This is a genomic window from Ectothiorhodospira lacustris, from assembly GCF_022227785.1.
GTDB classification, from domain to species: domain Bacteria; phylum Pseudomonadota; class Gammaproteobacteria; order Ectothiorhodospirales; family Ectothiorhodospiraceae; genus Ectothiorhodospira; species Ectothiorhodospira lacustris.
Map to the genome: position 1 here is coordinate 1 of NZ_JAJNQM010000013.1, position 23,661 is coordinate 23,661.

Annotated in this window: 23 protein-coding genes; 17 read left to right on the forward strand and 6 right to left on the reverse strand. The window is 63.4% G+C overall.

All coding sequences use genetic code 11. The annotated features are described in order from the left end of the window. Positions 1-93: 93 nt before the first annotated feature. Complete coding sequence (sfsA, locus tag LQ952_RS04155; protein ID WP_238621401.1) at positions 94-822, reverse strand: DNA/RNA nuclease SfsA; 729 nt, start codon at positions 820-822, stop codon at positions 94-96. A 114-nt stretch (positions 823-936) separates the two neighbouring features. Here sfsA and LQ952_RS04160 point away from each other — a divergent pair, with 114 nt between their 5' ends. Both LQ952_RS04160 and LQ952_RS04165 read left to right on the forward strand, forming a co-directional pair. Then, positions 937-1,236: a hypothetical protein gene (locus LQ952_RS04160; protein WP_238621445.1), complete on the forward strand. Its 300-nt coding sequence runs from the start codon at positions 937-939 to the stop codon at positions 1,234-1,236. A 28-nt stretch (positions 1,237-1,264) separates the two neighbouring features. Continuing rightward, a complete protein-coding gene (locus LQ952_RS04165; protein ID WP_238621402.1) occupies positions 1,265-2,296 on the forward strand; it encodes an agmatine deiminase family protein in 1,032 nt (343 codons plus the stop codon). Between the two features lie 54 nt (positions 2,297-2,350). On the opposite strand, the gene mrcB is transcribed toward LQ952_RS04165, so the two are convergent. After that, entirely contained in the window at positions 2,351-4,678 is a 2,328-nt protein-coding gene (mrcB, locus tag LQ952_RS04170) for a penicillin-binding protein 1B (protein ID WP_430733404.1), read from the reverse strand. Between the two features lie 87 nt (positions 4,679-4,765). Here mrcB and LQ952_RS04175 point away from each other — a divergent pair, with 87 nt between their 5' ends. The 4 genes from LQ952_RS04175 (at position 4,766) to LQ952_RS04190 (ending at position 9,769) form a co-directional block, all read left to right on the forward strand. Beyond that, positions 4,766-6,331 carry a bifunctional aminoglycoside phosphotransferase/ATP-binding protein gene (locus LQ952_RS04175; RefSeq protein WP_238621404.1) on the forward strand — a complete coding sequence of 522 codons (1,566 nt, stop codon included), beginning with the start codon at positions 4,766-4,768 and terminating at the stop codon, positions 6,329-6,331. A 13-nt stretch (positions 6,332-6,344) separates the two neighbouring features. Further along, positions 6,345-6,824, forward strand: a complete 480-nt coding sequence (locus LQ952_RS04180) for a C40 family peptidase (RefSeq protein WP_238621405.1) — start codon at positions 6,345-6,347, stop codon at positions 6,822-6,824. A 14-nt stretch (positions 6,825-6,838) separates the two neighbouring features. After that, positions 6,839-7,336: a DUF302 domain-containing protein gene (locus LQ952_RS04185; RefSeq protein ID WP_238621406.1), complete on the forward strand. Its 498-nt coding sequence runs from the start codon at positions 6,839-6,841 to the stop codon at positions 7,334-7,336. A 75-nt stretch (positions 7,337-7,411) separates the two neighbouring features. Beyond that, complete coding sequence (locus tag LQ952_RS04190) at positions 7,412-9,769, forward strand: putative bifunctional diguanylate cyclase/phosphodiesterase (protein ID WP_238621407.1); 2,358 nt, start codon at positions 7,412-7,414, stop codon at positions 9,767-9,769. A gap of 42 nt (positions 9,770-9,811) precedes the next feature. Here the strand turns inward: LQ952_RS04190 and LQ952_RS04195 are convergent, their stop codons facing one another. The 3 genes from LQ952_RS04195 to LQ952_RS04205 form a co-directional block, all read right to left on the reverse strand. Further along, a complete protein-coding gene (locus LQ952_RS04195) occupies positions 9,812-10,129 on the reverse strand; it encodes a hypothetical protein (RefSeq protein ID WP_238621408.1) in 318 nt (105 codons plus the stop codon). Between the two features lie 84 nt (positions 10,130-10,213). Beyond that, on the reverse strand, positions 10,214-10,654 hold the full coding sequence (locus tag LQ952_RS04200) for a nuclear transport factor 2 family protein (protein ID WP_238621409.1): 441 nt from the start codon (positions 10,652-10,654) through the stop codon (positions 10,214-10,216). Next, positions 10,651-11,433 carry an SDR family NAD(P)-dependent oxidoreductase gene (locus LQ952_RS04205; protein ID WP_238621410.1) on the reverse strand — a complete coding sequence of 261 codons (783 nt, stop codon included), beginning with the start codon at positions 11,431-11,433 and terminating at the stop codon, positions 10,651-10,653. Before LQ952_RS04205 ends, LQ952_RS04200 begins: the two co-directional genes overlap by 4 nt. Positions 11,434-11,496: 63 nt before the next feature. On the opposite strand from LQ952_RS04205, the gene LQ952_RS15855 reads away from it, so the two are divergent. Next, a complete protein-coding gene (locus LQ952_RS15855; RefSeq protein WP_274521953.1) occupies positions 11,497-12,477 on the forward strand; it encodes a MerR family transcriptional regulator in 981 nt (326 codons plus the stop codon). Further along, positions 12,474-13,931 carry a cryptochrome/photolyase family protein gene (locus tag LQ952_RS04215; RefSeq protein ID WP_238621411.1) on the forward strand — a complete coding sequence of 486 codons (1,458 nt, stop codon included), beginning with the start codon at positions 12,474-12,476 and terminating at the stop codon, positions 13,929-13,931. The genes LQ952_RS15855 and LQ952_RS04215 overlap by 4 nt, the downstream gene beginning before the upstream one ends. A gap of 238 nt (positions 13,932-14,169) precedes the next feature. On the opposite strand, the gene folE is transcribed toward LQ952_RS04215, so the two are convergent. Next, positions 14,170-14,751: a GTP cyclohydrolase I FolE gene (folE, locus tag LQ952_RS04220; protein ID WP_238621446.1), complete on the reverse strand. Its 582-nt coding sequence runs from the start codon at positions 14,749-14,751 to the stop codon at positions 14,170-14,172. 345 nt (positions 14,752-15,096) lie between these two features. On the opposite strand from folE, the gene LQ952_RS04225 reads away from it, so the two are divergent. From LQ952_RS04225 to LQ952_RS04265, 9 genes are all read left to right on the forward strand, one after another. Beyond that, positions 15,097-16,434, forward strand: coding sequence for an NAD(P)/FAD-dependent oxidoreductase (locus tag LQ952_RS04225; RefSeq protein WP_238621412.1), 1,338 nt, complete (start codon positions 15,097-15,099; stop codon positions 16,432-16,434). 3 nt (positions 16,435-16,437) lie between these two features. Then, positions 16,438-17,187: a DUF1365 domain-containing protein gene (locus tag LQ952_RS04230; protein ID WP_238621413.1), complete on the forward strand. Its 750-nt coding sequence runs from the start codon at positions 16,438-16,440 to the stop codon at positions 17,185-17,187. Between the two features lie 15 nt (positions 17,188-17,202). Then, positions 17,203-18,432, forward strand: a complete 1,230-nt coding sequence (locus LQ952_RS04235) for an SAM-dependent methyltransferase (RefSeq protein ID WP_238621414.1) — start codon at positions 17,203-17,205, stop codon at positions 18,430-18,432. 1 nt (position 18,433) lies between these two features. Then, positions 18,434-19,003 carry a DUF3833 domain-containing protein gene (locus tag LQ952_RS04240; RefSeq protein ID WP_255722026.1) on the forward strand — a complete coding sequence of 190 codons (570 nt, stop codon included), beginning with the start codon at positions 18,434-18,436 and terminating at the stop codon, positions 19,001-19,003. Between the two features lie 364 nt (positions 19,004-19,367). After that, on the forward strand, positions 19,368-19,688 hold the full coding sequence (locus tag LQ952_RS04245; protein ID WP_238621416.1) for a high-potential iron-sulfur protein: 321 nt from the start codon (positions 19,368-19,370) through the stop codon (positions 19,686-19,688). Between the two features lie 147 nt (positions 19,689-19,835). Then, on the forward strand, positions 19,836-20,609 hold the full coding sequence (locus LQ952_RS04250) for a hypothetical protein (protein ID WP_238621417.1): 774 nt from the start codon (positions 19,836-19,838) through the stop codon (positions 20,607-20,609). 93 nt (positions 20,610-20,702) lie between these two features. After that, complete coding sequence (locus LQ952_RS04255) at positions 20,703-21,509, forward strand: proteasome-type protease (RefSeq protein ID WP_238621418.1); 807 nt, start codon at positions 20,703-20,705, stop codon at positions 21,507-21,509. A gap of 213 nt (positions 21,510-21,722) precedes the next feature. Next, positions 21,723-22,031, forward strand: a complete 309-nt coding sequence (locus tag LQ952_RS04260) for a DUF485 domain-containing protein (protein ID WP_238621419.1) — start codon at positions 21,723-21,725, stop codon at positions 22,029-22,031. Then, positions 22,028-23,659, forward strand: a complete 1,632-nt coding sequence (locus LQ952_RS04265) for a cation acetate symporter (protein WP_255722028.1) — start codon at positions 22,028-22,030, stop codon at positions 23,657-23,659. Before LQ952_RS04260 ends, LQ952_RS04265 begins: the two co-directional genes overlap by 4 nt. Positions 23,660-23,661: the final 2 nt, after the last annotated feature.

The following is a 23,661-nucleotide window of genomic DNA, read 5'->3' on the forward strand; positions in this document are numbered from 1 at the left end:
CCTGCCGTCACTCCCGCGAAAGCGGGAGTCCAGGATCTTCAGCCCCTGACTGGATTCCCGCTTGCGCGGGAATGACGTTCCTGAAACACCATGTCAGAGAGGCGATGACGGCCCCCGAATCGACAGGTCCACCGGCAGGGGACGCATGAGTTCAATCCCGCAAGGCGAGACCCGGGCGCCCAGCGCCAGCACCTCAACCCCGGCCGCATGGGCCCGGCGCAGCCAGATCCCGTATTCCGGATCGATGGCGTCGGCAGGCCGGACCTGATGGACATCCTCCCTCTGGACACAGAAGATCAGGGCCGCCCGATGTCCCGCCTCCACCATGGCGATCAGCTCCCGCAGATGCTTGCTGCCGCGACTGGACACGGCATCGGGAAACAGGGCCACGCCCCCCTGTACGGCCGCCGTGACGTTCTTCACTTCCACGTAGCAATCCACCCCGTTCAGATCCAGCAGCAGGTCGACGCGGCTGTTATGCAGGCCGTATTTCACCTCCCGGCGCAGGCCGGTGAAGTGTGCCAACTCCGGCACCCGTCCTGCCCTGAGGGCCTCCTCCACCAAGGCATTGCTGCGACCGGTATGGATGCCCACAAAGACCCCGTCGGCCTCCACCAGTTCCCAGGTATGGGGGTATTTGCGCTTGGGATCGTCGGAACGACTGAGCCAGACCCGGGCCCCCGACGTCATGCAGCCCAGCATGGAACCGGTGTTGGGACAATGGGCGGTGATCGTCTCACCGTCATCCATCAGGACATCGGCCAGAAAACGCTTGTAACGCCGCTGCAGGATGCCGGATGTCAGGGGCTGGGAAAAGATCATCGGACGAAGGGTCTCCATCGGGGGAACGGGCGGGAACAGTCGGTATTTCCTCACCCTGGGTGCGGTGCTATATTCAAGCTCGTATAGTTTAGTTCGGAGACCATGATGCCAAGAATGCCCGCCTTCTGCGCAGTCCTTGCCGGGGCCCTGTTCATGGTATCCACTGCGACCGCCGATGTCCTCGTCATGCCCAGCGGCGAACCCCGGGTCGTGCAGCAACCTGAGCAGCCTGCCCGTGGCATGCACAAGAACACGGTGCTGCATCGCCATGGTGAGCCGGAAGTCCGTCACCCCACCGTGGGCGCCCCCCCCATCACCCGCTGGGACTATGACGGCTTTGCTGTGGTCTTTGAGGGCCATCATGTGATCCATACCGTGGTGCGCGGCAGCCGGACCGACGCCCTGCACCCCTGATCCCTGCATAAAACCCGAAGATACATTCATGTCCCGCACCCTGCTCCCCGAGTGGGCGCCTCAGAGCGCCGTGATGCTCACCTGGCCCCATGAAGACACCGACTGGGCACCGATCCTGGAGGAAGCCGAAACGGTCTTCTGCCGGATCGCCCATGAAGTCACCCTGCGCCAGGGCCTGGTGGTCACCTGTCAGGATGAGGCCCACGAGGCCCATGTCTGTCGGCGTCTGACCGAGGCGGGCGTGGACATGACGCGGGTGATCACCGGGCTGGCTCCCGCCAACGACACCTGGGCTCGGGATCATGGTCCGATCACCGTGCTGGCCGACGGCGCCCCGTTGCTGCTGGATTTCACTTTCAACGGCTGGGGCGGCAAGTACCCGGCCGAGGCGGACAACAAGGTCACCCGCCGGCTGCACCAACAAGGGGCTTTCGGCAACCTGCCCCTGGCCACGGTGGATTTCGTGCTGGAAGGCGGCTCCATCGAGTCGGACGGCCGGGGCACCCTACTCACCACCCGCCAGTGCCTGCTGACACCCACCCGCAACCCCGACCTGGACGAGGCCGCGATCGAGGCCGTGTTGCGCCGGGAGCTGGGCGTGGAGCGGGTCCTGTGGCTGAGCCGGGGTCATCTGGCCGGGGATGATACCGACAGCCATGTGGACACCCTGGCCCGGCTGTGCAGCCCCGACACCATTGCCCATGTAGTCTGTGATGACCCCAAAGACCCTCACCACGCCCCCCTGGCGGCAATGACGGCAGAGCTGGAAGCCTTCCGGACCGCGAATGGGGAACCCTACCGGCTGATCCCCCTGCCCCTACCGGCCCCGATCTACGACGAGGAAGGTCGCCGCTTGCCCGCGACCCATGCCAATTTCCTGATCATCAACAGGGCGGTGCTGGTGCCGACCTATGGGGACCCTATCGATGGAGTGTCGCTCACCCGGCTGGCGCAGGCCTTCCCGGACCGGGAGATCGTGGGTATCGACTGCCGCCCCCTGATCCACCAGTTCGGTAGCCTGCATTGCGTCACCATGCAACTACCGGCCGCCATCGACTGACCGCAAGATGGCACATTGAGCCTCTGTGGGAGCCGGCCTGCCGGCGAACGGGGGCTATGGCATCATCCCGCAGGGGGAATACTCCCGGGGGGCCGAGCCGCGGATGAACGGCATCCAGCGCGCAGTCTCGCACTGTTCCACTGCCCGCAGACCGTAGGCCGGGTCCACCAGCAGCCACTCGATCTCCTCCGGCGGCGTCTGCGACAGCCCCCGTCGGGCCACCCGGGCCATTACCTCACCCCAGACCGGCAGGGCGCCGCTGGCACCGGTCAGCCCGGTGGGCTGGTTGTCATCCCGCCCCACCCAGACCACGGACAGGACATCCCCGCTGTAACCGGCAAACCAGGCATCACGCAACTCATCCGTGGTGCCCGTCTTGCCCGCCACCGGCAGATCCGCCGGCAGCCGCCGCTGCAGGGCGCGACCGGTACCGCTGCGGGTCACCTCATGTAACGCAGCCGTCACCAGGTAGACCGCCTCGGGATCCGCCGCCAGACGCAGAGACAGAGGATAACGCTGCAACAATTGACCCTCCCGGTCCACCACCTCCCGGATCGCCCGCAAGGGGACCTGGTAGCCGCCGGAGGCCAGCCCCTGATACAGCGCCGTCACCTCCAGGGGCGTCATATCCACCGCCCCCAGCACCAGCGAGGGGAACGGCGGCACCCGACGCTCCAGCCCCAGGGCGTTGAGCTGATCCACCACGGAGGCAATGCCCAGATTCAGGCCCAGCCGGGTGGTGGCGATGTTATAGGACTGGACCAGGGACTCCTGGGTGGTGACCCAGCCGTGATATTGACGGTTGGCATTGCGCGGGGTCCAGGTATCGCCGTTCTCCAGGCGCACGGTGAGGGCCTCATCATCCAGCAGGGTGGCCAGGGTAAAGCGCTCCGGCCGGGACAGGGCTGCCAGGTAGACCACCGGCTTGATCACCGACCCCACCGGCCGACGGGCCTGCAGGGCCCGGTTGAAGGCGGCCTGACGCATCTGCCGGTCCCCCACCAGGGCCAGAACCTCGCCGTTGTCGGCACTGGTCACCACCACCGCCCCCTGCAGGCTCCCCGCCTCCAGGCGCCGCTCCCGCTCCAGCCGGTCCAACTCCCGGGTCAGGGCCTGCTCGGCCGCCAGCTGGGCCATCGGATCCAGGGTGGTGAAGATCAGTAGCCCCTCTTCCCGCAGATCCTCGTCCCGGTAATCCCGGCGCAGCTGCTCCCGTACCAGCTGGATGTAGGCCGGGAAGGGGCTGACACCGGAAGGGGCCTGGGCACTGACGTGAAGCGGCCGGGCCTGGGCCTGGGTCAGTTCCTCCGCGCTCAGATACCCCGCCTGCCCCATCAGTCCCAGGACCAGGTTACGACGGTTCATGGCCCGCTCCGGACGGCGACGGGGTTCGTAGAAGTTCGGTCCGCGGATGATACCCACCAGCAGGGCCATCTCCGGCACTTCCAATTCATTGAGGCGGCGCTGGAAATAGAACTGGCTGGCCAGCCCGAACCCGTGAATGGCGCGACCGCCGTCCTGGCCCAGATAGACCTCGTTCAGGTAGGCCTCAAGGATCTCATTCTTGTCATAGCGCCGTTCCAGCAGCAGGGCCATGATGGCTTCGTTGAACTTGCGCGCCAGGGTACGATCGTCGGTGAGGAAGTAGTTCTTCACCAGCTGCTGGGTCAGGGTGCTCCCCCCCTGGACGGTGCGCCCCGCCCGCAGGTTGGCCAGGGCGGCCCGGGCGATGCCCATAGGATCGATCCCGAAGTGCCGGTAGAACTTGCGGTCTTCCACCACCAGCAGGGCCTGGATCAACTCCGCCGGCACATCTTCCAGACGCACCAGCACCCGGTCCTCCCCGTGGGAGGGGTAGATGTTGGCGATCGGTACCGGCTCCAGCCGCAGCAGGGAGAGAGGGCCGCCGGCTTCCAGGTCCTCCAGGACCGAAACCTGCCCGCCGCTGAAACCCACCCGGACCCGGCGGGGTGGCTCATGCCCATCGGCGAAGGGAAATCCCCGGGTGCGGATGACCAGACTGTTCCCCTGGCGCCGGTACTCCCCCTCCCGATCCCCTTCCCGGTAGTGCAGCAGGCTCAGTTCCCTGACCAGAGAATCGGCATCCAGGGGCAGTCCGGCATACAGTTCCAGGGGGCGGGCGAACACCCGCGCCGGCAACGCCCAGCGCTTGCCCTCGAACTGGGCCTGGATCTGCCGATCCAGCTGCATCGCGTGATTCCCGAGTACCACACCGCCGAACACCAGGATCACCAGCAGCAGGGGCCAGAGCCGGAATCGCCGGGGCGGCCGGGACTTGCCTCCTTTGCGGGGCGCAGTGCGGGCACGCGTCTTGCCGCGGGCGGGGCGGCGGGAGGTGGAAGGCTTGCGGGTCTGGGTCATGACATTGATCGACAGGAAGGCTGCGGTTTTGTGCCCTACACTATACCCTTGAATCCAGTCGCCCATCCGGAGCCTGTTCACACCCTCATGCCCCCCGATCAGACGACGCAGCAGACGCTCATCCAGACCCTGAAACATCCGGCGGCCTATCCCCATCCCGTGGGTGAGGTGCAGTGCATCGAGACCCACATCTCCACGGTGCTGCTGGCCGGCGAATTTGCCTACAAGTTCAAGAAACCGGTGAGCCTGGGGTTTCTGGATTTTTCCAGCCTTGAACAAAGACGGCATTACTGTGAAGAAGAAGTGCGCCTCAACACCCGCCTGGCCCCGAAGGTCTACGATGGCGTCGTCGCCTTTTCCGGCAGCCCGGAACACCCGGTCTTCGACGGCCCCGGCCTCGCCTTTGAATATGCGGTACGCATGCACCGCTTCGATCCCGCCGACACCCTGGATCACCTCCAGGAACAGGGCCGGCTGTCCCTGGACCTGATGGATCCGATCGCCGCCCGGCTGGCCCGGTTCCATGCCAAAATCCCGGCCAGCACGGACTACGGCCACCCGCTACAGGTACTGGCGCCCATGGTGCAGAACTTCGAGCACATCCGGCATCTGCAACCGGCCGGGCTGGACCTTGCGCCACTGGACCCGCTGGAAGCCTGGACCCGGTCACGACACCAGGCCCTCACCCCCCTGCTGGAACAGCGTCGCCGGGACGGTTTCATCCGCGAATGCCACGGCGATCTCCACCTGGGCAACATCGCCCTGGTGGACGGGGAACCCACCCTGTTCGACGGCATCGAGTTCAACCCGGCCTTGCGCTGGATCGACATCATCAGCGAAGTGGCCTTCCTCACCATGGACCTCATCGACCGGGGTGCCGAGGCCCATGCCCACCGGGTTCTCAATGCCTGGCTGGAGTCCACGGGCGACTACGAAGGTATGCCTCTGCTGCGTTTCTACCAGGTCTACCGGGCCATGGTACGGGCCAAGGTGGCCGCCATCCGCCTGGGACAGTCGGATCTGTCTGAAGCGGAGACCCGGGCAGCCACGGCTGCCTGCCGGACGTATCTGCAACTGGCGGAACGATTCACCCGACCCGGCCCGACGGCCCTGTTCATCAACCACGGCTTTTCCGGCAGCGGCAAGACCACTCTGAGTCAGCCCCTGCTGGAAGCCACCGGCGCCATTCGCATCCGCTCCGACGTGGAGCGCAAACGTCTGGCGGGCATGGCCGCCACCGATCGAGGTACAAACAGCTACCAGCAGGGCCTTTACGGTCAAGACCTGACCCGGCGCACCTATGATCGGCTGGCGGAACTGTCGGGCCTGCTGATCCGGGCCGGTCATCCGGTAATCGTGGATGCCACCTTTCTCAAGGCGAACGCCCGCGACCACTTCGCCGAGTTGGCCCGGCACTTGGGCGTCCCGTTCAGAATACTGGATTATCGGGCGGATCCGGACTGTCTGCGGGCACGGATCAGCCGACGCACGGCTACGGGCGATGATGCCTCGGACGCCGATCTGGAGGTGCTGGAGATGCAACTGCAACACCACGACCCGCTGGAGCCGAATGAGCCTGTCATCATCATCCTGGCGGACCGGCCATCGCCGGTGGATGAGATGCGGGGACTGCTGATTACCCTACCGGACTGACGGGGCGAATCCGATGAGCCCATGGCTTCGCCTTGCCCTGCCCCTTGCCGCACTGCTGCTGGGGGCCTGCGGCACCACACCGTCGCATCCGCCCGCGGACCCCCAGGTGCTGGATGCCCAGCGATCTCAGGTCGTGTTTCATGCCCTGTCCATGGTGGGCAAGCCCTATCGGTATGGCGGCACCTCCCCGGAGAAGGGCTTTGATTGCAGCGGGCTGGTATGGTTTACCCACCACAACGCGGGCATTCCGGTGCCCCGGACCACTACCACCCAGAGTCAGGGTGCCCGGCGGATTTCAACAGATGCACTGACCCCGGGGGATCTGCTGTTCTTTCGCACCGGCCGTGCCGGCCCCGGCCATGTGAGCATCTACATCGGTGACGGACGCTTCGTGCATGCCCCTTCCAGTGGACGGCCCGTCACCACGGAAGATCTGGATCATCCCTACTGGAGCCGGCGGTTCCTGCATGCCGGCCATTTCTACTCACCCTGAAGGAGCGCCCGACCATGATGCCGCTATCCATCCGTACCCTGTGCCTCGTCCTGCTGAGTGCTTCGGCCCTGAGCCTGCCCGCCCAGGCCGTGGAACCAAGGGTCGCGAACGAGCACCTGAAGGTCTACAGCATCGGGGGTGACTATGCCCTGTACCGGGAGGCCGTGGAGATGGCCATCATCGACCGGGGCATCGTCATCAACAACGTGGCCCACATCGGTCCCATGCTCTCCCGCACCGGGGCGGACATCGGGGGGGAAGCAATCTTTCTGCACGCCGAGGCCCTGGAGTTCTGCAGTGCCCTGCTGTCGCGGCGCATGATGGAGGCCGAACCCCATCACATCGTCTTCTGTCCCTACGTCATCAGCGTGTACGAACTGGCGGATGAGCCGGGCACCATCCACCTGGCCTACCGGCGTCCCACCCTGCTGGGGGACGCCCGATCCCGGGAGGCCCTGGAAGTGGTGGATACCTTGCTGGACGAGATCGTGCGGGAAGCGCTGGCGTTCTAAGCGGTGTCGGTATGGACAGTCGGGCAACGGCACCGGATACTGTCGGCATCACTGGATCCCCCCTCCGGAGGGCTCATGGATCGGCTCAGCCCCCGCATCAGCCTGGCCATTGGCGCACCCATCATCGCTTTCATGGTGATAGCCGGGATGGCACTCTTTGACCGACAACAGTTCAGCCATGATGTGTCCCAGGGCCTGGCTGCCGCCGGTCTCGCCCTGGAAGGCAAGCGACTGATTCACGCGCTGCAGGCGGAACGAGGCAGCTCCGTGGGCTTTCTGAGCGCCCGGGACAACGATTTCCAGATCATTCTGGAAGAGGCGCGTCAGAGTACGGATGCCGTCATGGCGCGCTTCATACCCCTGGCAAGACAATCCCCGGATATCGAAGACCCCGTCCTTCAGCAACTGATGGGAAGGCTGCTGGCCGATCTGGATCACCTGGAAAACCACCGCATCGAAGTGGACCACCTCGGGCTGGAGCCTATCGAGGCGCTGCTCCTTTACAACCGCCTGGTGGAGGCGATGATCCTGATCGCCACCCATATCCCCGAGACACTGCCCGACGCGGATATCCGCAAACTCATCACGGCGTACCGGCCATTGCTCCTTCTCAAGGAGTATTCGGGTCTTGAACGGGCACTGGGCAGTGCCTGGCTGGGCGCACGGGCACCGGATTCGCTGGTGTTCCAGCATTATGTCGGCGCGGTTGCCATTCAGGGCAATCATCGCGGCCAGTTCATGGCGCTCGCCCCACCCCATCTGGCCGACCTCCTCGTCACCATCGAGGCCCAGCCGGCCAATCAGGAATTGCTGGCCACGCGCGCGGCCATCCTCAATTACGGCGTGGCGGCCAAACCCGAATATCTGAGCGCCATCCGCTGGTTCAGAATCACCACCGAACGGATCAATGCCCTGCTGGAACTCGAGATAACTCTGACCGGAGAAATCATGACCAAGGCCGGGAACGCCCGGAAGCGGGCTCAGCATGAGGTGATTATCCTGCTGATCACGATTCTGTTGCTGATGGGTCTGAGCCTGGGACTATCGGTCGCCATTGCCCGCGATCTCATCCACCGATACAGGATGTATCAGGCGTCCATGGATCGGATCGCTCATATGGCCCGTCATGACCCCTTGACGGACCTGCCCAATCGACGTTACTTCACCGAACTGCTGGAGCAAAGGCTACAATCCGCCACGTCGACACAAATCCCATGCAGCCTTTGCCTGCTGGACCTCAAGGGATTTGCAGACCTGAACCGCATTTGGGGTGAGTCGGTGGCGGACCAGGTGCTGACTCAGGTGACCGACAACATCAGGGCCATCACCCCTGCGGAGACACTGCTGGCCCGGATCTATGGTGACCAGTTCGCCCTGTTCATCGAGCACCGTTTGGGTTCGCAGGACTCGGTGGCCTTTGCGGAACAGATTCTTAAAGCACTGGGCTCCCCCCTGCAGGTGGGACAAAGGCGGATCGACGTGACCGGCAAGGCCGGCCTGATAACCTGCCCCCCCTACCCCGAACATGCCGCGGAACTGCTCGCCTTGGCCGCCTTCGCGCTGGAGCATGCCAAATCCGACCACCGCCGGAATATCCGGTCGTATGAGCCGGCGATGCTGGCCAATCACACCACCCTCAAGCAGTTGGACAAGGACCTGGAAAAAGGACTTAAAGAAGGCCAGTTCAGCCTGCACTACCAACCCAAGATTGATCTGGAAACCGGCCGTATCGTCAGTGTGGAGGCGCTGCTGCGGTGGCAGCACCCTGACCGGGGAAACGTGCCCCCGGACATGTTCATCCCCAGAGCCGAGGCCAACGGCACCATCATTGAAATTGGGGATTATGTTCTGCACGAGGCATGCCGACAGGCCCGGCACTGGCGGGAACACGGTCACCCGACACTGACCATGGCGGTCAACCTGTCCACCGTACAGATCTACCAGGCAGACCTGCTGGAAAGGGTGGAAAAAGCGCTGGCACAGTCGGGGTTGCCCGCCGCAGCCCTGGAACTGGAGCTGACTGAAGGTGGCCTGATGGAAGATATGGACACCGCGGCCTCCGTGCTGCAGCGACTGGTGGGACTGGGTATCTCTCTGTCCGTGGATGACTTCGGCACCGGTTATTCGTCCTTGGCTTATCTGCGACGTTTCCCGGTGGACACCTTGAAGCTCGACAAGCGTTTCGTGCAGGACCTGGAATCAGGGGGCGATGAGGAAGGGGAAACCGTTGCCGAGGCAGTGTTGGCCATGGCCAGGAGTCTGTCTCTGATCTGCGTGGCGGAAGGTGTCGAGACCCCGGCACAGGCCGCCTGGCTCAAGGCCCGAGGGTGCCAGCAGGCGCAAGGATACCTTTACGGCCGACCACTACCGCCGGAGCAGTGCGAAAGGCTGTTCAGCCCGGAAACGGGAGCGTCCCATTCCGACGAGCCGTAACGACTGCCCCCATGAGCAACCGCTACGGCTCGGGACGTGCGGCTATCTCACGGGACGTTCACGCAAGGCCGCAACCCCCTCCGGGACACGGCGATCAGCCCCCAGTAGCGCCGGCAGCTCTTCCATCTCTTCCGTCATGAGCTGATCGCCATCCATCCAGGGCGGCGGATTGCCCGGCCACATCTCCAGGGTCCGGGCCAGGGTGGGCGCCTCCAGGCCGGAGACGAGATCGGCCATGGCATCCTGCGCCACGGGCGTCTGCAGGGTCAGCGCCAGTCCGGTCAGCATGACCAGACCTCCCATCAGGAAGGAACGGTCACCGGACAGGGCATGGGAACGGGAATGGATTCGGTCAGACATGATACCGGCCTCAGGCTTGATTCTTCTGCAGGGTATGGCCTTTTCAGACGTCGATTCAAGACAAAAATTCAACATCGCACGGCTTCAGGTCCCGATCCGACGGCGCACGAACCGAAGCATGCCGCCCAACAGAGGGATCTGATCGTAGAGATATTCCGCCGTATCCCAGTAGTCGATATGACTGAAGACCTTGCCCTCGTCGTTGAACAGTACACGACTGATGCCGTCCACATCCAGTGACATCCGGCCGTCGGCGCCCTCGTCCCGATCCATGAAACGCCAGTGGAAAAAGGCCGTATTGCCCTGCGTGGCCCAGCAATGCACATAGAAACGAGGGGCCGGGCACTGGCGGAACATGTGCCGAAACACCGCGGCAATCTGCTCCAGCCCGGTCACGTCATTGAACGGGTCTTTGAACCGGGCATCCGGCGCGAAGAACTCATCCAGCCGCTGCAGATCCGGCTCCTTGAGTTGGGTAAAAAAATCGGCATACCGCCGCGCCCATCCATCCATTTGTTCGCTCATCGGCTGTCCACCATGCGTCGGGTCAATGCCAGAAAGAGGCGATGGGGCATCATTCTGAGGGTTTTCATGATCAAGGCAAAGGGGCGCGGGAAACTGATTTCAAACCCTTTGCCCTCCAGCCCCTTCATGATGGCATCCACGGCAGCCTCCGGCTCCATGAGAAAGGGCATGTGGAAGCGGTTCTTGTCGGTCATGGGCGTCTTCACGAAACCGGGGTTGATCACCCGCAACTGCACCCCCTTCATGGCCAACTCCGGCTGCAGGGACTCGGCCATATTGATCACCGCGGCCTTCGAAGCGCCATAGGGAGCGGCCCTGGGTAGTCCACGATATCCGGCCAGGCTGGCGGTCACCAGGATCTGGCCCTCTGCACGTGACAGCATGGAAGGCATTACCGCCGCCAGTCCGTTCACCACGCCCAGGTAGTTGACCTCGATGAGGCGACGGAACAGATCGGGATCGAAGTCCTCCAACGCCATGGGCTCGTAGTCACCGGCGTTGAGGATGGCGACCTGGATGGGACCCATCCGGGATTCGATCCGGGCGACCACATCGGCCAGTCCCCGGGTATCGGTGACGTCTCCCGGGAAGGCCTTGATGGCACCGGGTACCGAAGACTGGTCCGCCAGCGCCTGCAGACGTTCGGCGCTGCGAGAGGTCACCGCCACGTGCCGACCGGAGGCAGCCAGGCGCAGGGCCAGGGCCTTGCCGATGCCGGTACTGGCGCCCACCAGCCAGACCACCGACTGTGGGGTTACCGTCCGAGTCTGATGCGTCATCGCTATTCTCCTGTCGCCCAAAGGTCTACACAAAAATTATACAACGGTTGTACAATCCTGCAGATGAACCTTGCTCCGCCCCCCCGCCTGCGCCTGCCCGCTTCCGACGAAGGCGGACTCTATCCCATCCGCACCGTGTCTTCGGTCACCGGTGTCAACGCGGTGACCCTGCGGGCCTGGGAACGACGCCACGGGTTGATCATGCCGCAGCGGACACCCAAGGGACACCGGCTTTACAGCATGCAGGACATCGAACGCATCCAGCAGATACTGGCCTTGCTGGAACAGGGAATTTCCATCAGCCGGATTCATGGCGTGCTGTCACAGGACCCGCCCCCGGCCGCCCCACCGTCATCCCCTCCTGTTGCCCTGAAGGCACCGGCGTCCCGGGTCACGGCGGATGTCTGGCAGGATTACCGCTACCGGATGGAGCATGCGGTACGGCATTTCAGCACCCGCGGCCTGGAAAAGGTCTACGGTGATGCCGTGTCCCTGTTCCCCCCCCAGCACGTGATCATCCGCCTGATACACCCGCTGCATCTGGACCTGGCGCAGAAAACGAACCAGGGCGGCCCGGCAGAAGCGGAACATCGGTTCTTTCAGGCCTGGGCTTTCCATACCCTCTGCACCCGCCTTCGTCATGAGTTGCACCACGGCACCGGTCCCGTGCTGGGTATCGCCCCCCTCCCCCATGAAACCGATCATCTGGAACTGCTCATACTGTCCCTGCTGCTCATCATCCAGGGGCTGCAGGTGGTCAGGTTTTCAGGCCCGCTGTCACTGTCATCCCTGGGGACGGTATCCCACCGGGCCGCCCTGGCGGGCATGGTCCTGTCGGGGCGGCCTCCAAAAAATACCGCACAAGTTGAGTCATGGGCCATCGCTCTGAATATCCCGGTCTTCCTGGCCGCGACAGGGGCCGAGAAAGGGCCGGACACATGGCGCGGCCTCAGTGTGTACCTGCTGCCCGAAGACCCGCAGGCGGCCGCCGAACAGATCAGCCGCCGACTCCACTCCCGGAACTCGGTCGTGCAAGGCCCATGAAGCCCATCCTGCTGTGGCTGCGCCGGGATCTGCGCCTGGCCGACAACCCGGCCCTGTCCCACGCCCTGCGGACAGGGCGGCCGGTGATCCCAGTCTATATCCATGCACCGGAGGAAGAGGCTCCCTGGCCCCCCGGGGCGGCCTCCCGCTGGTGGCTGCACCACAGCCTGGCGGCCCTGTCCCGATCCCTGGAGGGGCTGGGTTCGCGCTTGATCCTGCGCCGGGGATCCAGTCTTGCGAGCCTCCGCCAGTTGATCGACGACACCGATGCCGATCAGGTGATCTGGAACCGCTGCTATGAACCGGCCCTGATCGAACGGGACCGCCGGATCAAGGCAACGCTCAAGGATCAGGGGCTGCAGGTGGAGAGCTTTAACAGTGCCCTGCTGTTCGAACCCTGGACGGTCAGCAACAAAAGCGGCGAACCCTACCGGGTGTTCACCCCCTTCTGGAAGGCCTGTTGCGCCATGGGGTTGCACGATGACGTGGAAGCCGCCGCGGGGTCCATCACACCGCCGGCACGCTGGCCCGACACCGTGCCCCTGGATCAATTGGAACTGCTGCCCCGCGTCCCCTGGGACCAGGACATGGCCACCTGCTGGCAGCCGGGCGAGGACGGTGCCCACCAGGCACTGAAAACCTTCCTGACCGGCCCCATCCTGACCTACAAGACCGACCGGGACCTGCCGGGACAACCCGGCACCTCGCGGCTGTCTCCCCATCTGCATTTCGGGGAGATCGGCCCAAGACAAGTGATCCGGGCCTGCCGGCACCTGTCGGCCCAGGGAGCGGGCGCCGTCGGCACCGCCTCGGTGGAGGCCTTCATGCGGGAGGTCGGCTGGCGTGAATTTGCCTTCCACCTGCTGTTTCATTTTCCTCATACCCCCGAACAGCCGCTGGATGGACGCTTTGCGGACTTTCCCTGGCGTGACATCCGGGACTACGCAGCGGATCTGGAGGCCTGGCGGCAGGGCCGTACCGGTATCCCTCTGGTCGACGCCGGGATGCGGGAACTGTGGCAGACCGGCTGGATGCACAACCGGGTACGGATGATCACCGCCTCGCTGCTGGTCAAGAACCTGCGTATTCCTTGGCAGGTCGGGGCACGCTGGTTCTGGGACACCCTGGTGGATGCGGATCTGGCCGCCAATACCCTGGGCTGGCAATGGGTCGCGGGTTGCGGGGCCGACGCAGCCCCCTACTTTCGGGTATTCAATCCGGTGCTGCAGGGGGAGCGTTTTGACGGCCAAGGAGACTATGTCAGGCGCTGGGTGCCGGAGCTGAAGACATTGCCGGAGCGGTATCTGCAGGCGCCCTGGACCGCCCCTGCCGGCCTGGTGCCGAAGGATTACCCGCGCCCCCTGGTTGACCTGGGGGAGAGCCGCAAGGCGGCCCTGGCGGCATGGGAGCAGCTCAAGGGCCTCTCGCGGTCCGGGATATCGGGGATGCCCTGAACCCGTCATTCCCGCGCAAGCGGGAATCCAGTCATGGGCTGAAAATACTGGGCTCCCGCTTTCGCGGGAGTGACGAAAGGGGAGCCGGAGAGCGACGCAAGGGAACCAGGGAGCGACGCAAGGGAACCAGGGAGCGACGCAAGGGAACCGGGAGCGGCGCAAGGGGGGAATTGTTCAGTGTTCCCCGTGGATACCCTTCCCCCTTGCAGGAGAAGGGCATGGGTGAGGATGGGTCTGCTCAGCCGCGTCGGATCAGATCCATGAACTCCGACCGGGTACGGGCATCATCCCGGAAGGTGCCCAGCATCACCGAGGTCACCATAGTGGAGTTCTGCTTTTCCACCCCCCGCATCATCATGCACATATGGCGCGCCTCCGCCACCACGGCCACACCCTTGGCCTCGGTCACGTCCATGACGGCCTGAGCGATCTCCCGGGTCATGCTTTCCTGAATCTGCAACCGACGGGCGAACATGTCCACGATACGCGCCACCTTGGAGAGACCCAACACCTTGCCGTTCGGGAGGTAGGCCACATGGCATTTACCGATGATAGGCAGCAGGTGATGCTCGCACAGGGAATACAGCTCGATATCCTTCACCAGCACCATCTCGTCGCTGCCGGAGGCGAACAGGGCACCATTGACCAGCTCATCCACCGACTGATGATAGCCCTGAGTCAGGTACTGCATGGCCTTGGCGGCGCGCAGCGGCGTACCCTTGAGACCCTCACGTTCGGGATCCTCCCCCAGGCCCACCAGCATCTTGCGGTAATGGTCCGCCAGAGCATCGGCCGACATCAGCTTGAGCGGGGCTTTCATGGCGCCGTCTCCGGCGATCTGTGCAACTGTCTTCATGGTCTTGATCTCCTGATGATTCATGAAAGACCACCCCCGCAGGAGGTGGTACGCTGCCCTTTCCGGCCTTGCTGATGCGGGCCTCCAGTGTTTTAGCAGCTATGCTGCACCATGGGGGCATGGACGGTATGGGCGTCGCCGGCACTGACCAGGAACGATCCGGAAGCACCGAATGTCGAACCTCTCTGTCAGGTCCTGCCGGAAAATGCCCAGGCCGTGCAAAATCGCCCCGTCATTGCTTGTACAGTATTTTACAAGCTTTGTACATATAATGTATAAGAATAATTCCAGATCAGAGGAACTGAACCCATGGCCCATGAACGTATCGCCGTTGTTGGTGCAGGCATTGCCGGACTGGCCGCCGCCTGGCTGCTGTGCCGTCAATACGATGTGACCCTGTTCGAAAAGAACGATTACATCGGCGGACACACGCACACAGTGGACATTCCGGGCCGCGATGGCCCCCGCGGCGTGGATACGGGCTTCATGGTGTTCAACCATCGCAACTACCCTCACCTCACCGCGCTGTTCCAGCATCTGGGGATCACCAGTCAGCCCACCGACATGTCCTTCGCCGCCTCAGTGGGCAACGGGCGCCTGGAATACGCCGGCTCGGACCTGAACTCCGTGTTTGCCCAACGCCGCAATCTCACCAATCCGCGTTTCCTGCGCATGCTGGCGGACATCCTGCGCTTCAACCGAGCCGCCAAGCGCCTGTTGCAGGCGGGCAGCAGTACGGACATGACGCTGGGGGGGTATCTGCTCAACGAGGGCTATGGACCCGGCTTCCGGGATGACTATCTCCTGCCGATGGCGGCGGCCATCTGGTCCTGTCCCACCCACAAGATGCTGGATTTCCCGCTACTCTCCTTCCTGAACTTCTTTGCCAATCACGGCCTGCTGGATCTGCGCGATCGCCCCCAGTGGCATACCGTCACCGGAGGCAGCCGGGAATACGTGAGAAAGATGCTCAAGGCTCTGCCGGAGAATGTCCACGTGGCCCGCCGGGTGGTGGCGGTACAGCGTCAGGAGACACAGATCCGATTGATCACCGATGACGGCGCTGAGGCCTTCTTCGATCAGGTGGTATTCGGCTGCCATGCCGACGATACCCTGGGCATGCTGGAAGCGCCCACGGAGGATGAAGTCCGCATCCTGGATGCTTTCCACTACCAGTCCAACCGAGCCATCCTGCATACCGACACCCGCCTGATGCCGAAGCTGCGCAAGGTCTGGTCCTCGTGGAACTACCTGGCCCGCCACCGTCTGACCGATGCGCCGGTCAACGAAGTCTCCGTCACCTACTGGATGAATCGCCTCCAGGCCCTGGATGAGCCGGAGGAGTACCTGGTCAGCCTCAACCCCCTGGAAGAACCCCTGCCGGAGAAGGTGATAAAGGAGATCATCTATCACCACCCGGTCTTCGACCAGGGCGCCATGGCGGCTCAGCGGGCCTTGCCCACGATCCAGGGTCGTGACCGCCTGTGGTTCTGCGGCGCCTGGACCGGCTACGGCTTCCATGAAGACGGGCTGCGCTCCGCCCTGCAGGTGGCGGGCCAGCTCGGTGTCATACCGCCCTGGACCACGGCACTCCAGTCCGAAAATACCCTGCCGGTGTGTACCTTGCCCCAGGTCGAGGCGGTCTGAGGCATGACGCAACCTGACCGTCTTTACCGTACCCGGGTCATGCACCGGAGGCTGTTCCCGGTGGAATACCGTTTCATCTATCGGGTCTTTAGCCTGCTGGTGGACGTGGACAAACTGGACGACCTGAACCGCTCCCTGCGCCTGCTCTCGGTCAACCGTTTCAACCTGCTGGGTCTGAATGCCCGCGACCACGGACCACGAGACGGTTCCCCCTGGCGTCCGTGGGTAGATGCCTGTCTGGGCCGTGCCGGAATCGATCTTGAGGGGGGGCAGGTGCAGCTCCTGTGTTTTCCCAGGGTGCTCGGGTATACCTTCAACCCGCTGAGCCTGTGGTACTGCCGGCACCGGGACGGTAGCCTGCGGGCCGTGATCTGCGAGGTCAGCAATACCCTCGGTGACCATCACCATTATCTCCTGCACGCCGACGGCGCCCCCATGGCATGGCCGGTGCGCGCCTCCCAGGACAAGCTGTTCTACGTCTCCCCCTTCATCGAAATGGATGCGCGTTATCAGTTCCGGCTGTCGGAGCCCGATGAGGCATTGAATGTCTTGATTCACGAATACCAGGATTCCCGACTCATGCTGTCCGCGGCCCAGACCGGCCATGCCCGCCCCCTCACCGATGGTGAGCTGCTCAAGGCGACGGCGGCTGTCCCCTTCATGACGCTGAAGGTGCTCGCCGCCATCCACTGGCATGCCCTGAAAATCTGGTGGAAGGGCGGACAGTACTACAGCAAGCCGACGCCGTCCTGAAGAGGAGAAGCACCGATGTCCCTGGAACAGACACCCACCCAAGGCAGTACCACTCTCGCGTCCCGCGTCCCCTCCCTGGGGCTGCGGTTGCTGCTGCGCCATCTTCGGCACCTGCATCTGGGGGATCTGACCATCGAAACACCGGATGGTCATCGCTGGACCATCGAAGGCAGGCACCCCGGGGGCAGCGGTGAGATCCGTATTCACCGTCCATTCGCGCTGGTGCGACGCATGATCACCCGGGGGTTGGTGGGATTCGGCGAAGGCTACATGGTGGGCGACTGGGACAGCCCGGATCTGCCGGCCCTGCTCAACATGGGGGCGGTGAATCAACCCCACATTCCTCAACTGGTCAATGGGTCAAGGCCGGCCCATCTCTGGGATAGCCTGCGCCATCGCCTGCGGGGCAACAGCCGTCCCGGCAGCCGCCGCAACATCGCCTTTCATTATGATCTGGGCAACGACTTCTACCAGCTGTGGCTGGACGCCACCATGACCTACTCCGCGGCCCTGTTCGAGCAGCCGGAAGAGTCCCTGGAGACAGCCCAGGAACGCAAGTACGCCCGACTGTTGGAGCGCCTGGAGGCCCCGCCCGGCGCGCATATCCTCGAGATCGGCTGCGGCTGGGGCGGTTTTGCCGAACATGCGGCCCGGCAGGGCTACCGGGTGACCGGCATCACCCTGTCCCGGGAGCAACTGGACTACGCCCGCCGACGCATGGAAGCGGCCGGGCTGTCGGACCGGGTGGAACTGCGGCTGCAGGACTACCGTGACCTGAACGAACAGTTTGACCATGTGGTTTCCATCGAGATGTTCGAGGCCGTGGGGGAACGTTGGTGGCCCACCTGGTTCCAGACCGTGCGGCAATGCCTGCGTCCCGGCGGCCGAGCCGCCGTCCAGATCATCACCATCGATGTCAAGGCCTTCGACTACTATCGCAGCCATGCGGACTTCATCCAGCTCTACATCTTCCCCGGGGGGATGCTGCCCTCGGTGCCGGCGTTCGAGCAGGCCGCAAGCGATGCAGGCCTGCAGATCAGGGAGTCCGCCTTCTTCGGTCAGGACTATGCAGATACCCTGCACCGCTGGTACCAACAGGTCTGCGAGCAGGCACCGGTCATCCTGGGCCTGGGCGGTTATGACCAGCGCTTCCTGCGCACCTGGTGTTTCTATCTGGCCTATTGCGAAGCCGGGTTCCGCTCCCGCAACACGGACCTGATGCACGCCGTCCTGGAGGCCCGATGACATGGCGCGGCAGGGTTTTGCGGCCCGGTGCGGGCGAGCAATCGCCCTTCTCATTCTCCTTCTGACACTGACGGGGTGCAGCATGAAACCCGAAGACTATGCGAACACCACACCGGCCCTGAATCTGGAGGCCTATTTCACCGGCGACGTGCGCGCCTGGGGACTGTTCCAGGATCGCTTCGGCAAGGTCAGGCGACAGTTCACGGTGGATATCCGGGGGTATGTGGAAGATGACGAACTGGTGCTGGAAGAGGACTTCGTCTACCTGGACGGTGAAAAGGACCGGCGGGTCTGGCGTCTGCGACGTCTTGACGAGCACACCTATGAAGGGCGCGCCGCCGATGTGGAGGGGGTGGCCGTCGGCAAGCTCTACGGTCAGGCCTTCAACTTCCGTTACGTGCTGAACCTGCCCATCGGCACCCGAGTGGTGAAGGTGAACTTTGACGACTGGATGTTCATGCACGAGGACGGAGTAATGGTGAACCGGGCCGTGATGAGCAAGTTCGGCATCCGCCTGGGGGAAGTAACGCTGTTCTTCCAGAAGCAGGACAGGGAACCGGAATCTGCGTGAAATGGAAAAACCGCGCAGTCGCTCCCTCTGTGCCGTCGCTCCCGCGAAAGCGGGAGCCCAGACTCTTTCAACCCACCACCTGGATTCCCGCTTTCGCGGGAATGACCGATCCGGAACATCCACGGTTTTTTTGACACAGACCAAGCTTCCGGGCTAGCCCTTGGCACCACAATGTTGGATACTACCGCCCGTTATATTCCGTTATATTTGTAAGCCCATCAGGAATGGCGACACACATTCTTGCCGGGATCTTGGGTGGCGAATTGGTTTCCGCCACCTCCTGAGGCACAGACCAGGATCGGGCCATGTACCCGCGGCTGCGCCCCATGATGTAACCATCGCGAGACGTTAGGAGAAGACCGGAATGAAAAAACAAGACCTCAGCCGCAGAAGCTTTCTGAAGTTCGGTGCCGCCGGCCTGGCCGCCATCCCTGTCGTAAGCATGGGTATCAGCACCGCTGCTGCTGCCGAGCGCCTGGATGAAAGTGCCCCCGAGGCCCAGGCCCTGAACTACAAGCACGACGGCGCCAGCGTGGATCACCCCTCCCACGCCGCTGGCCAGAAGTGCATCAACTGCCTGCTGTACACCGACCCCACCGCCACCGAGTGGGGCGGTTGCGCCGTGTTCCCCAACAAGCTGGTGAACGCCAACGGCTGGTGTACCGCCTACGTGGCTCGCGGCTGATCAGGCCACGACTGCTGATGGTGTAGGCGACCTTTGCAGGGCGCCATGCAGTAAAGACCCGCCCCGTGCGGGTCTTTCTGTTTTCGGGGAATCTTCCCGCCCCGGAGCAGTCGGAACAGACAGACTGCCCTGCCCGGAGACCCGCCAATGACACCACCGTCCGCCGGACGACTGCGCAAAGCCCTGGTGCTGGCGCTGGCCCTGCTCCTGCCCGGCATCACCGGGGCCGGCGTCCCCACCGCCCGGGTGATTGCCCTGGAACATCGTTCGGCCGAGGAGATCCTGCCCCTCATCAAGCCCTTGCTGGGACCCCGGGATGTGGTCACCGGCAGCGGCTTTCAGCTCATCGTCCGTGCCCGCACCCAGACCCTAGCGGAGATCCGTCAGGTGGTCGCCGACCTGGACACGCCACCCCGCAATCTGTACATCAGCGTCCGCAGGGGAGAGGCCGGTCACGGCAGTGACACCGCCCGCATCACCCGCCGCACCACCACCGACCGGGGCGGGGACTACCAGACCCTGAGGGTCCTTGAAGGGCATGTCGCCTTCATTCGCAGCGGCGAGTCGATACCCGTGGGCAGTCAGCGCCTGATTTCCATGCCCGGCGGCCTTGCCCTGGAGCAAACGGTGGAATACCGGGACCTGGGGCGAGGCTTTCTGGTCCGTCCTCGGCTGCTGTCCGCAGGTAGGGTTCACCTGGACATCCGCACCGTATTCGAGCGTCAAAGCCCGACCGGCGGCGGGCGTCTGGATCTGCAGGCCGTCGACAGCACGCTTTCCGGCCCGGTGGGCGAATGGATATCCCTGACCCATACCGGCACCAGCGGCAGAGAGGACGCCGCCCGCATCACCGGCACCCGACGTCAGCAGGACTGGCAGGATATGCCGCTCTTCGTGCGCGTGGACGTGATCCACGACTGAAACCGTCGTCCCGGCCCATGACCGCCGTGATTGACGCCCGTCCCCCCCCCGCCTACTATGCCTACCGACGATTGCGCCGGATTCCCTTCCTTCATGACCTATTGCCTTGCCATCACCCTCGACGACGGACTGGTATTCGCTTCCGATTCCCGCACCAATGCGGGAGCAGACCAGGTCTCCATGTACAGCAAGATGCACACCTTCGAACTGGAGAAGGAACGCGTCTTCGTACTGCTGACTGCGGGCAATCTGGCCACCTCCCAGGCAGTCCTGTCCCGTATCAAGCGGGACATTGAGGACGAAGCCGAGGAAAGCCTGCATTCGGTACGGGGTCTGTCGGATGCCGCCGCCTACCTGGGGCGCATCAATCGGGAAGAACGGGAAAAGCATGACGAGACCCTGACCAAGGCGGGTTTCAGCGCCGATGCGTCCTTCATCCTGGGCGGACAGATCGGGCGGCAGACACCGGAGATCTACCTCGTCTATCCACAAGGCAACTTCATCACCACCTCCAGCCACACCCGCTTCTTGCAGATCGGTGAAAGCAAGTACGGCAAGCCCATCCTGGACCGTATCATCGCCCGGGAGACCCCGCTGGGGGATGCCGCACGCTGCGCCCTGGTATCCATCGACTCCACCATGCGCTCCAATGTCACCGTGGGTCCCCCCATCGAAATGATCGTCTACGAGCGCGATGCCCTGACGTTCGAACATTATCTGTGCCTGGACGCGGACGACGAGTATCTGATGGATCTCAAACGCGCCTGGGATGACAATATCCGGCACGCCTTCCAGGATCTGCCCCGGTTCGACTGGGAGGCCTCCCGCCGCAGCCGACACCGGGGCAGCCAGTTGACCACCACGGGCAAACCCGGCAAGAAGCCCGGGAAAAAGTCCTGAGACGCACCGCGTTCGGTCAACACCTCCCCCAATTTGCTGAAATCCTGACCTATATCCGTTCAAACCCGCGTTGATCGGCTATTTTCGCTGTCATCCGCACCGTTTTTATTTCGCATGTCGACGGCATGTGGGTAAACTGCGCAGCAGACTTTTTGCGCTGCAACAAAAAGTTATTTGATCATAACCAAAGTCAACCTGATAGAGGGGAGGTCCATGGACCAAAGTACGATCGATCGTATCAAGGCGGATCCCAATTTCCAGCAGCTCGTCAAGAAGCGGTCAAGGCTGGCCTGGGGACTGAGCGCACTCATGCTGTTGGTGTATTACGCCTTCATCATGCTGGTGGCTTTTGCACCGTCCGTGCTGTCCATCCGTCCCTTCGGTGACAGCATCGTCACCCTGGGCGTGCCCATGGGCGTGAGCATCATCGTGTTTGCCTTCCTGCTCACCGGCATCTATGTCTACAAGGCCAACACCGAGTTCGACAAACTGAGTGAAAAAGTAAGGGAGCTTGCCAAATGAAAGTCCTGCTAGCCCTGTCTTTCGCGGCATTGCTCATGGCTTCGGCCAACGCCTACGCGGGGGATGGCATCAGCTATGCCTCCACCATCATGTTCCTGGTCTTCGTGGTCGCCACCATGGGCGTCACCTACTGGGCGGCCCGGCGCACCAAGACCGCCTCCGACTTCTACACCGCGGGCGGCGGCATCACCGGTTTCCAGAACGGCCTGGCCATCGCCGGCGACTACATGTCCGCAGCCTCCTTCCTGGGGATCACCGCGCTGGTCTATACCTCCGGCTTCGATGGCCTGATCTACTCCATCGGCTTTCTGGTGGGCTGGCCGGTGATCATGTTCATCATGTCCGAACGCCTGCGCAACCTGGGTAAGTTCACCTTCTCCGACGTGGTGTCCTTTCGCTTTCAGCGCACCCCGATCCGCGTGTTCTCGGCCTTTGCCGGCATCACCATCGTCCTGCTCTACCTGATCGCCCAGATGGTGGGCGCGGGCGCCCTGATCCAGACCCTGTTCGGTCTGAGCTTTGAAGTGGCCGTGGTCATCGTGGGCATGCTGATCATTGCCTACGTGACCTTCGGCGGCATGCTGGCCACCACCTGGGTGCAGATCATCAAGGCGGTGCTGCTGCTCTCCGGTGCCACCTTCATCGCGGTGATGGCCCTGTACCTGTCCGGCTTCAGCCTGGAGACCCTGTTCCGTACCGCAGCGGAGACCCACCAGAAAGGTGAAACCATCTTCGATGTGGGCGGCCTGGTGAGCGACCCGATCTCCGCCATCTCCCTGGGTATCGCCCTGATGTTCGGTACCGCCGGCCTGCCGCATATCCTGATGCGCTTCTTCACCGTGCCCAGCGCCAAGGAAGCCCGCAAGTCCGTGTTCTATGCCACCGGCTTCATCGGCTACTTCTATGTGCTGACCTTCATCATCGGCATGGGTGCCATCGCCTTCGTGATGGGCAACCCGGCCTACTTCGACGAAGCCGGCAACATGCTGGGTGGTTCCAACATGCCCGCGGTTCACCTGTCCCATGCCCTGGGCGGCGACCTGTTCCTGGGCTTCATCTCCGCCGTGGCCTTCGCCACCATCCTGGCGGTGGTAGCCGGTCTGACCCTGGCCGGTGCCTCGGCCATCTCCCATGACCTGTACGCCAGCGTGATCAACAAGAAGGCCACCAGTCAGCAGGAGATGCGGGTGTCCCGCGTGGCCACCCTGGTGCTGGGCGTGATCGCGGTGCTGCTGGGAATCACCTTCCAGAGCCAGAACATCGCCTTCCTGGTGGGCCTGGCATTCACCATTGCCGCTTCCACCACCTTCCCGGTGCTGATCATGTCCATGTACTGGGGCGGCATGACCACCCTGGGCGCGGTACTGGGCGGCACCCTGGGCCTGATCTCGGCCGTGGTGATGGTGGTCCTGGGTCCGAACGTGTGGGTGCAGGTGCTGGGTAATGAACAGGCCATCGTGCCCTACAGCAACCCGGCGCTGTTCACCGTGACCATTGCCTTCCTGGGCATCTGGATCTTCTCCCTGCTTGACAAGTCCAAGCGGGCGGCGGTGGACAAGGCGCTGTTCGAAGCTCAGTACATCCGTGCCCAGACGGGTATCGGCATCGACAAGGCCTCGCAGCACTAAGG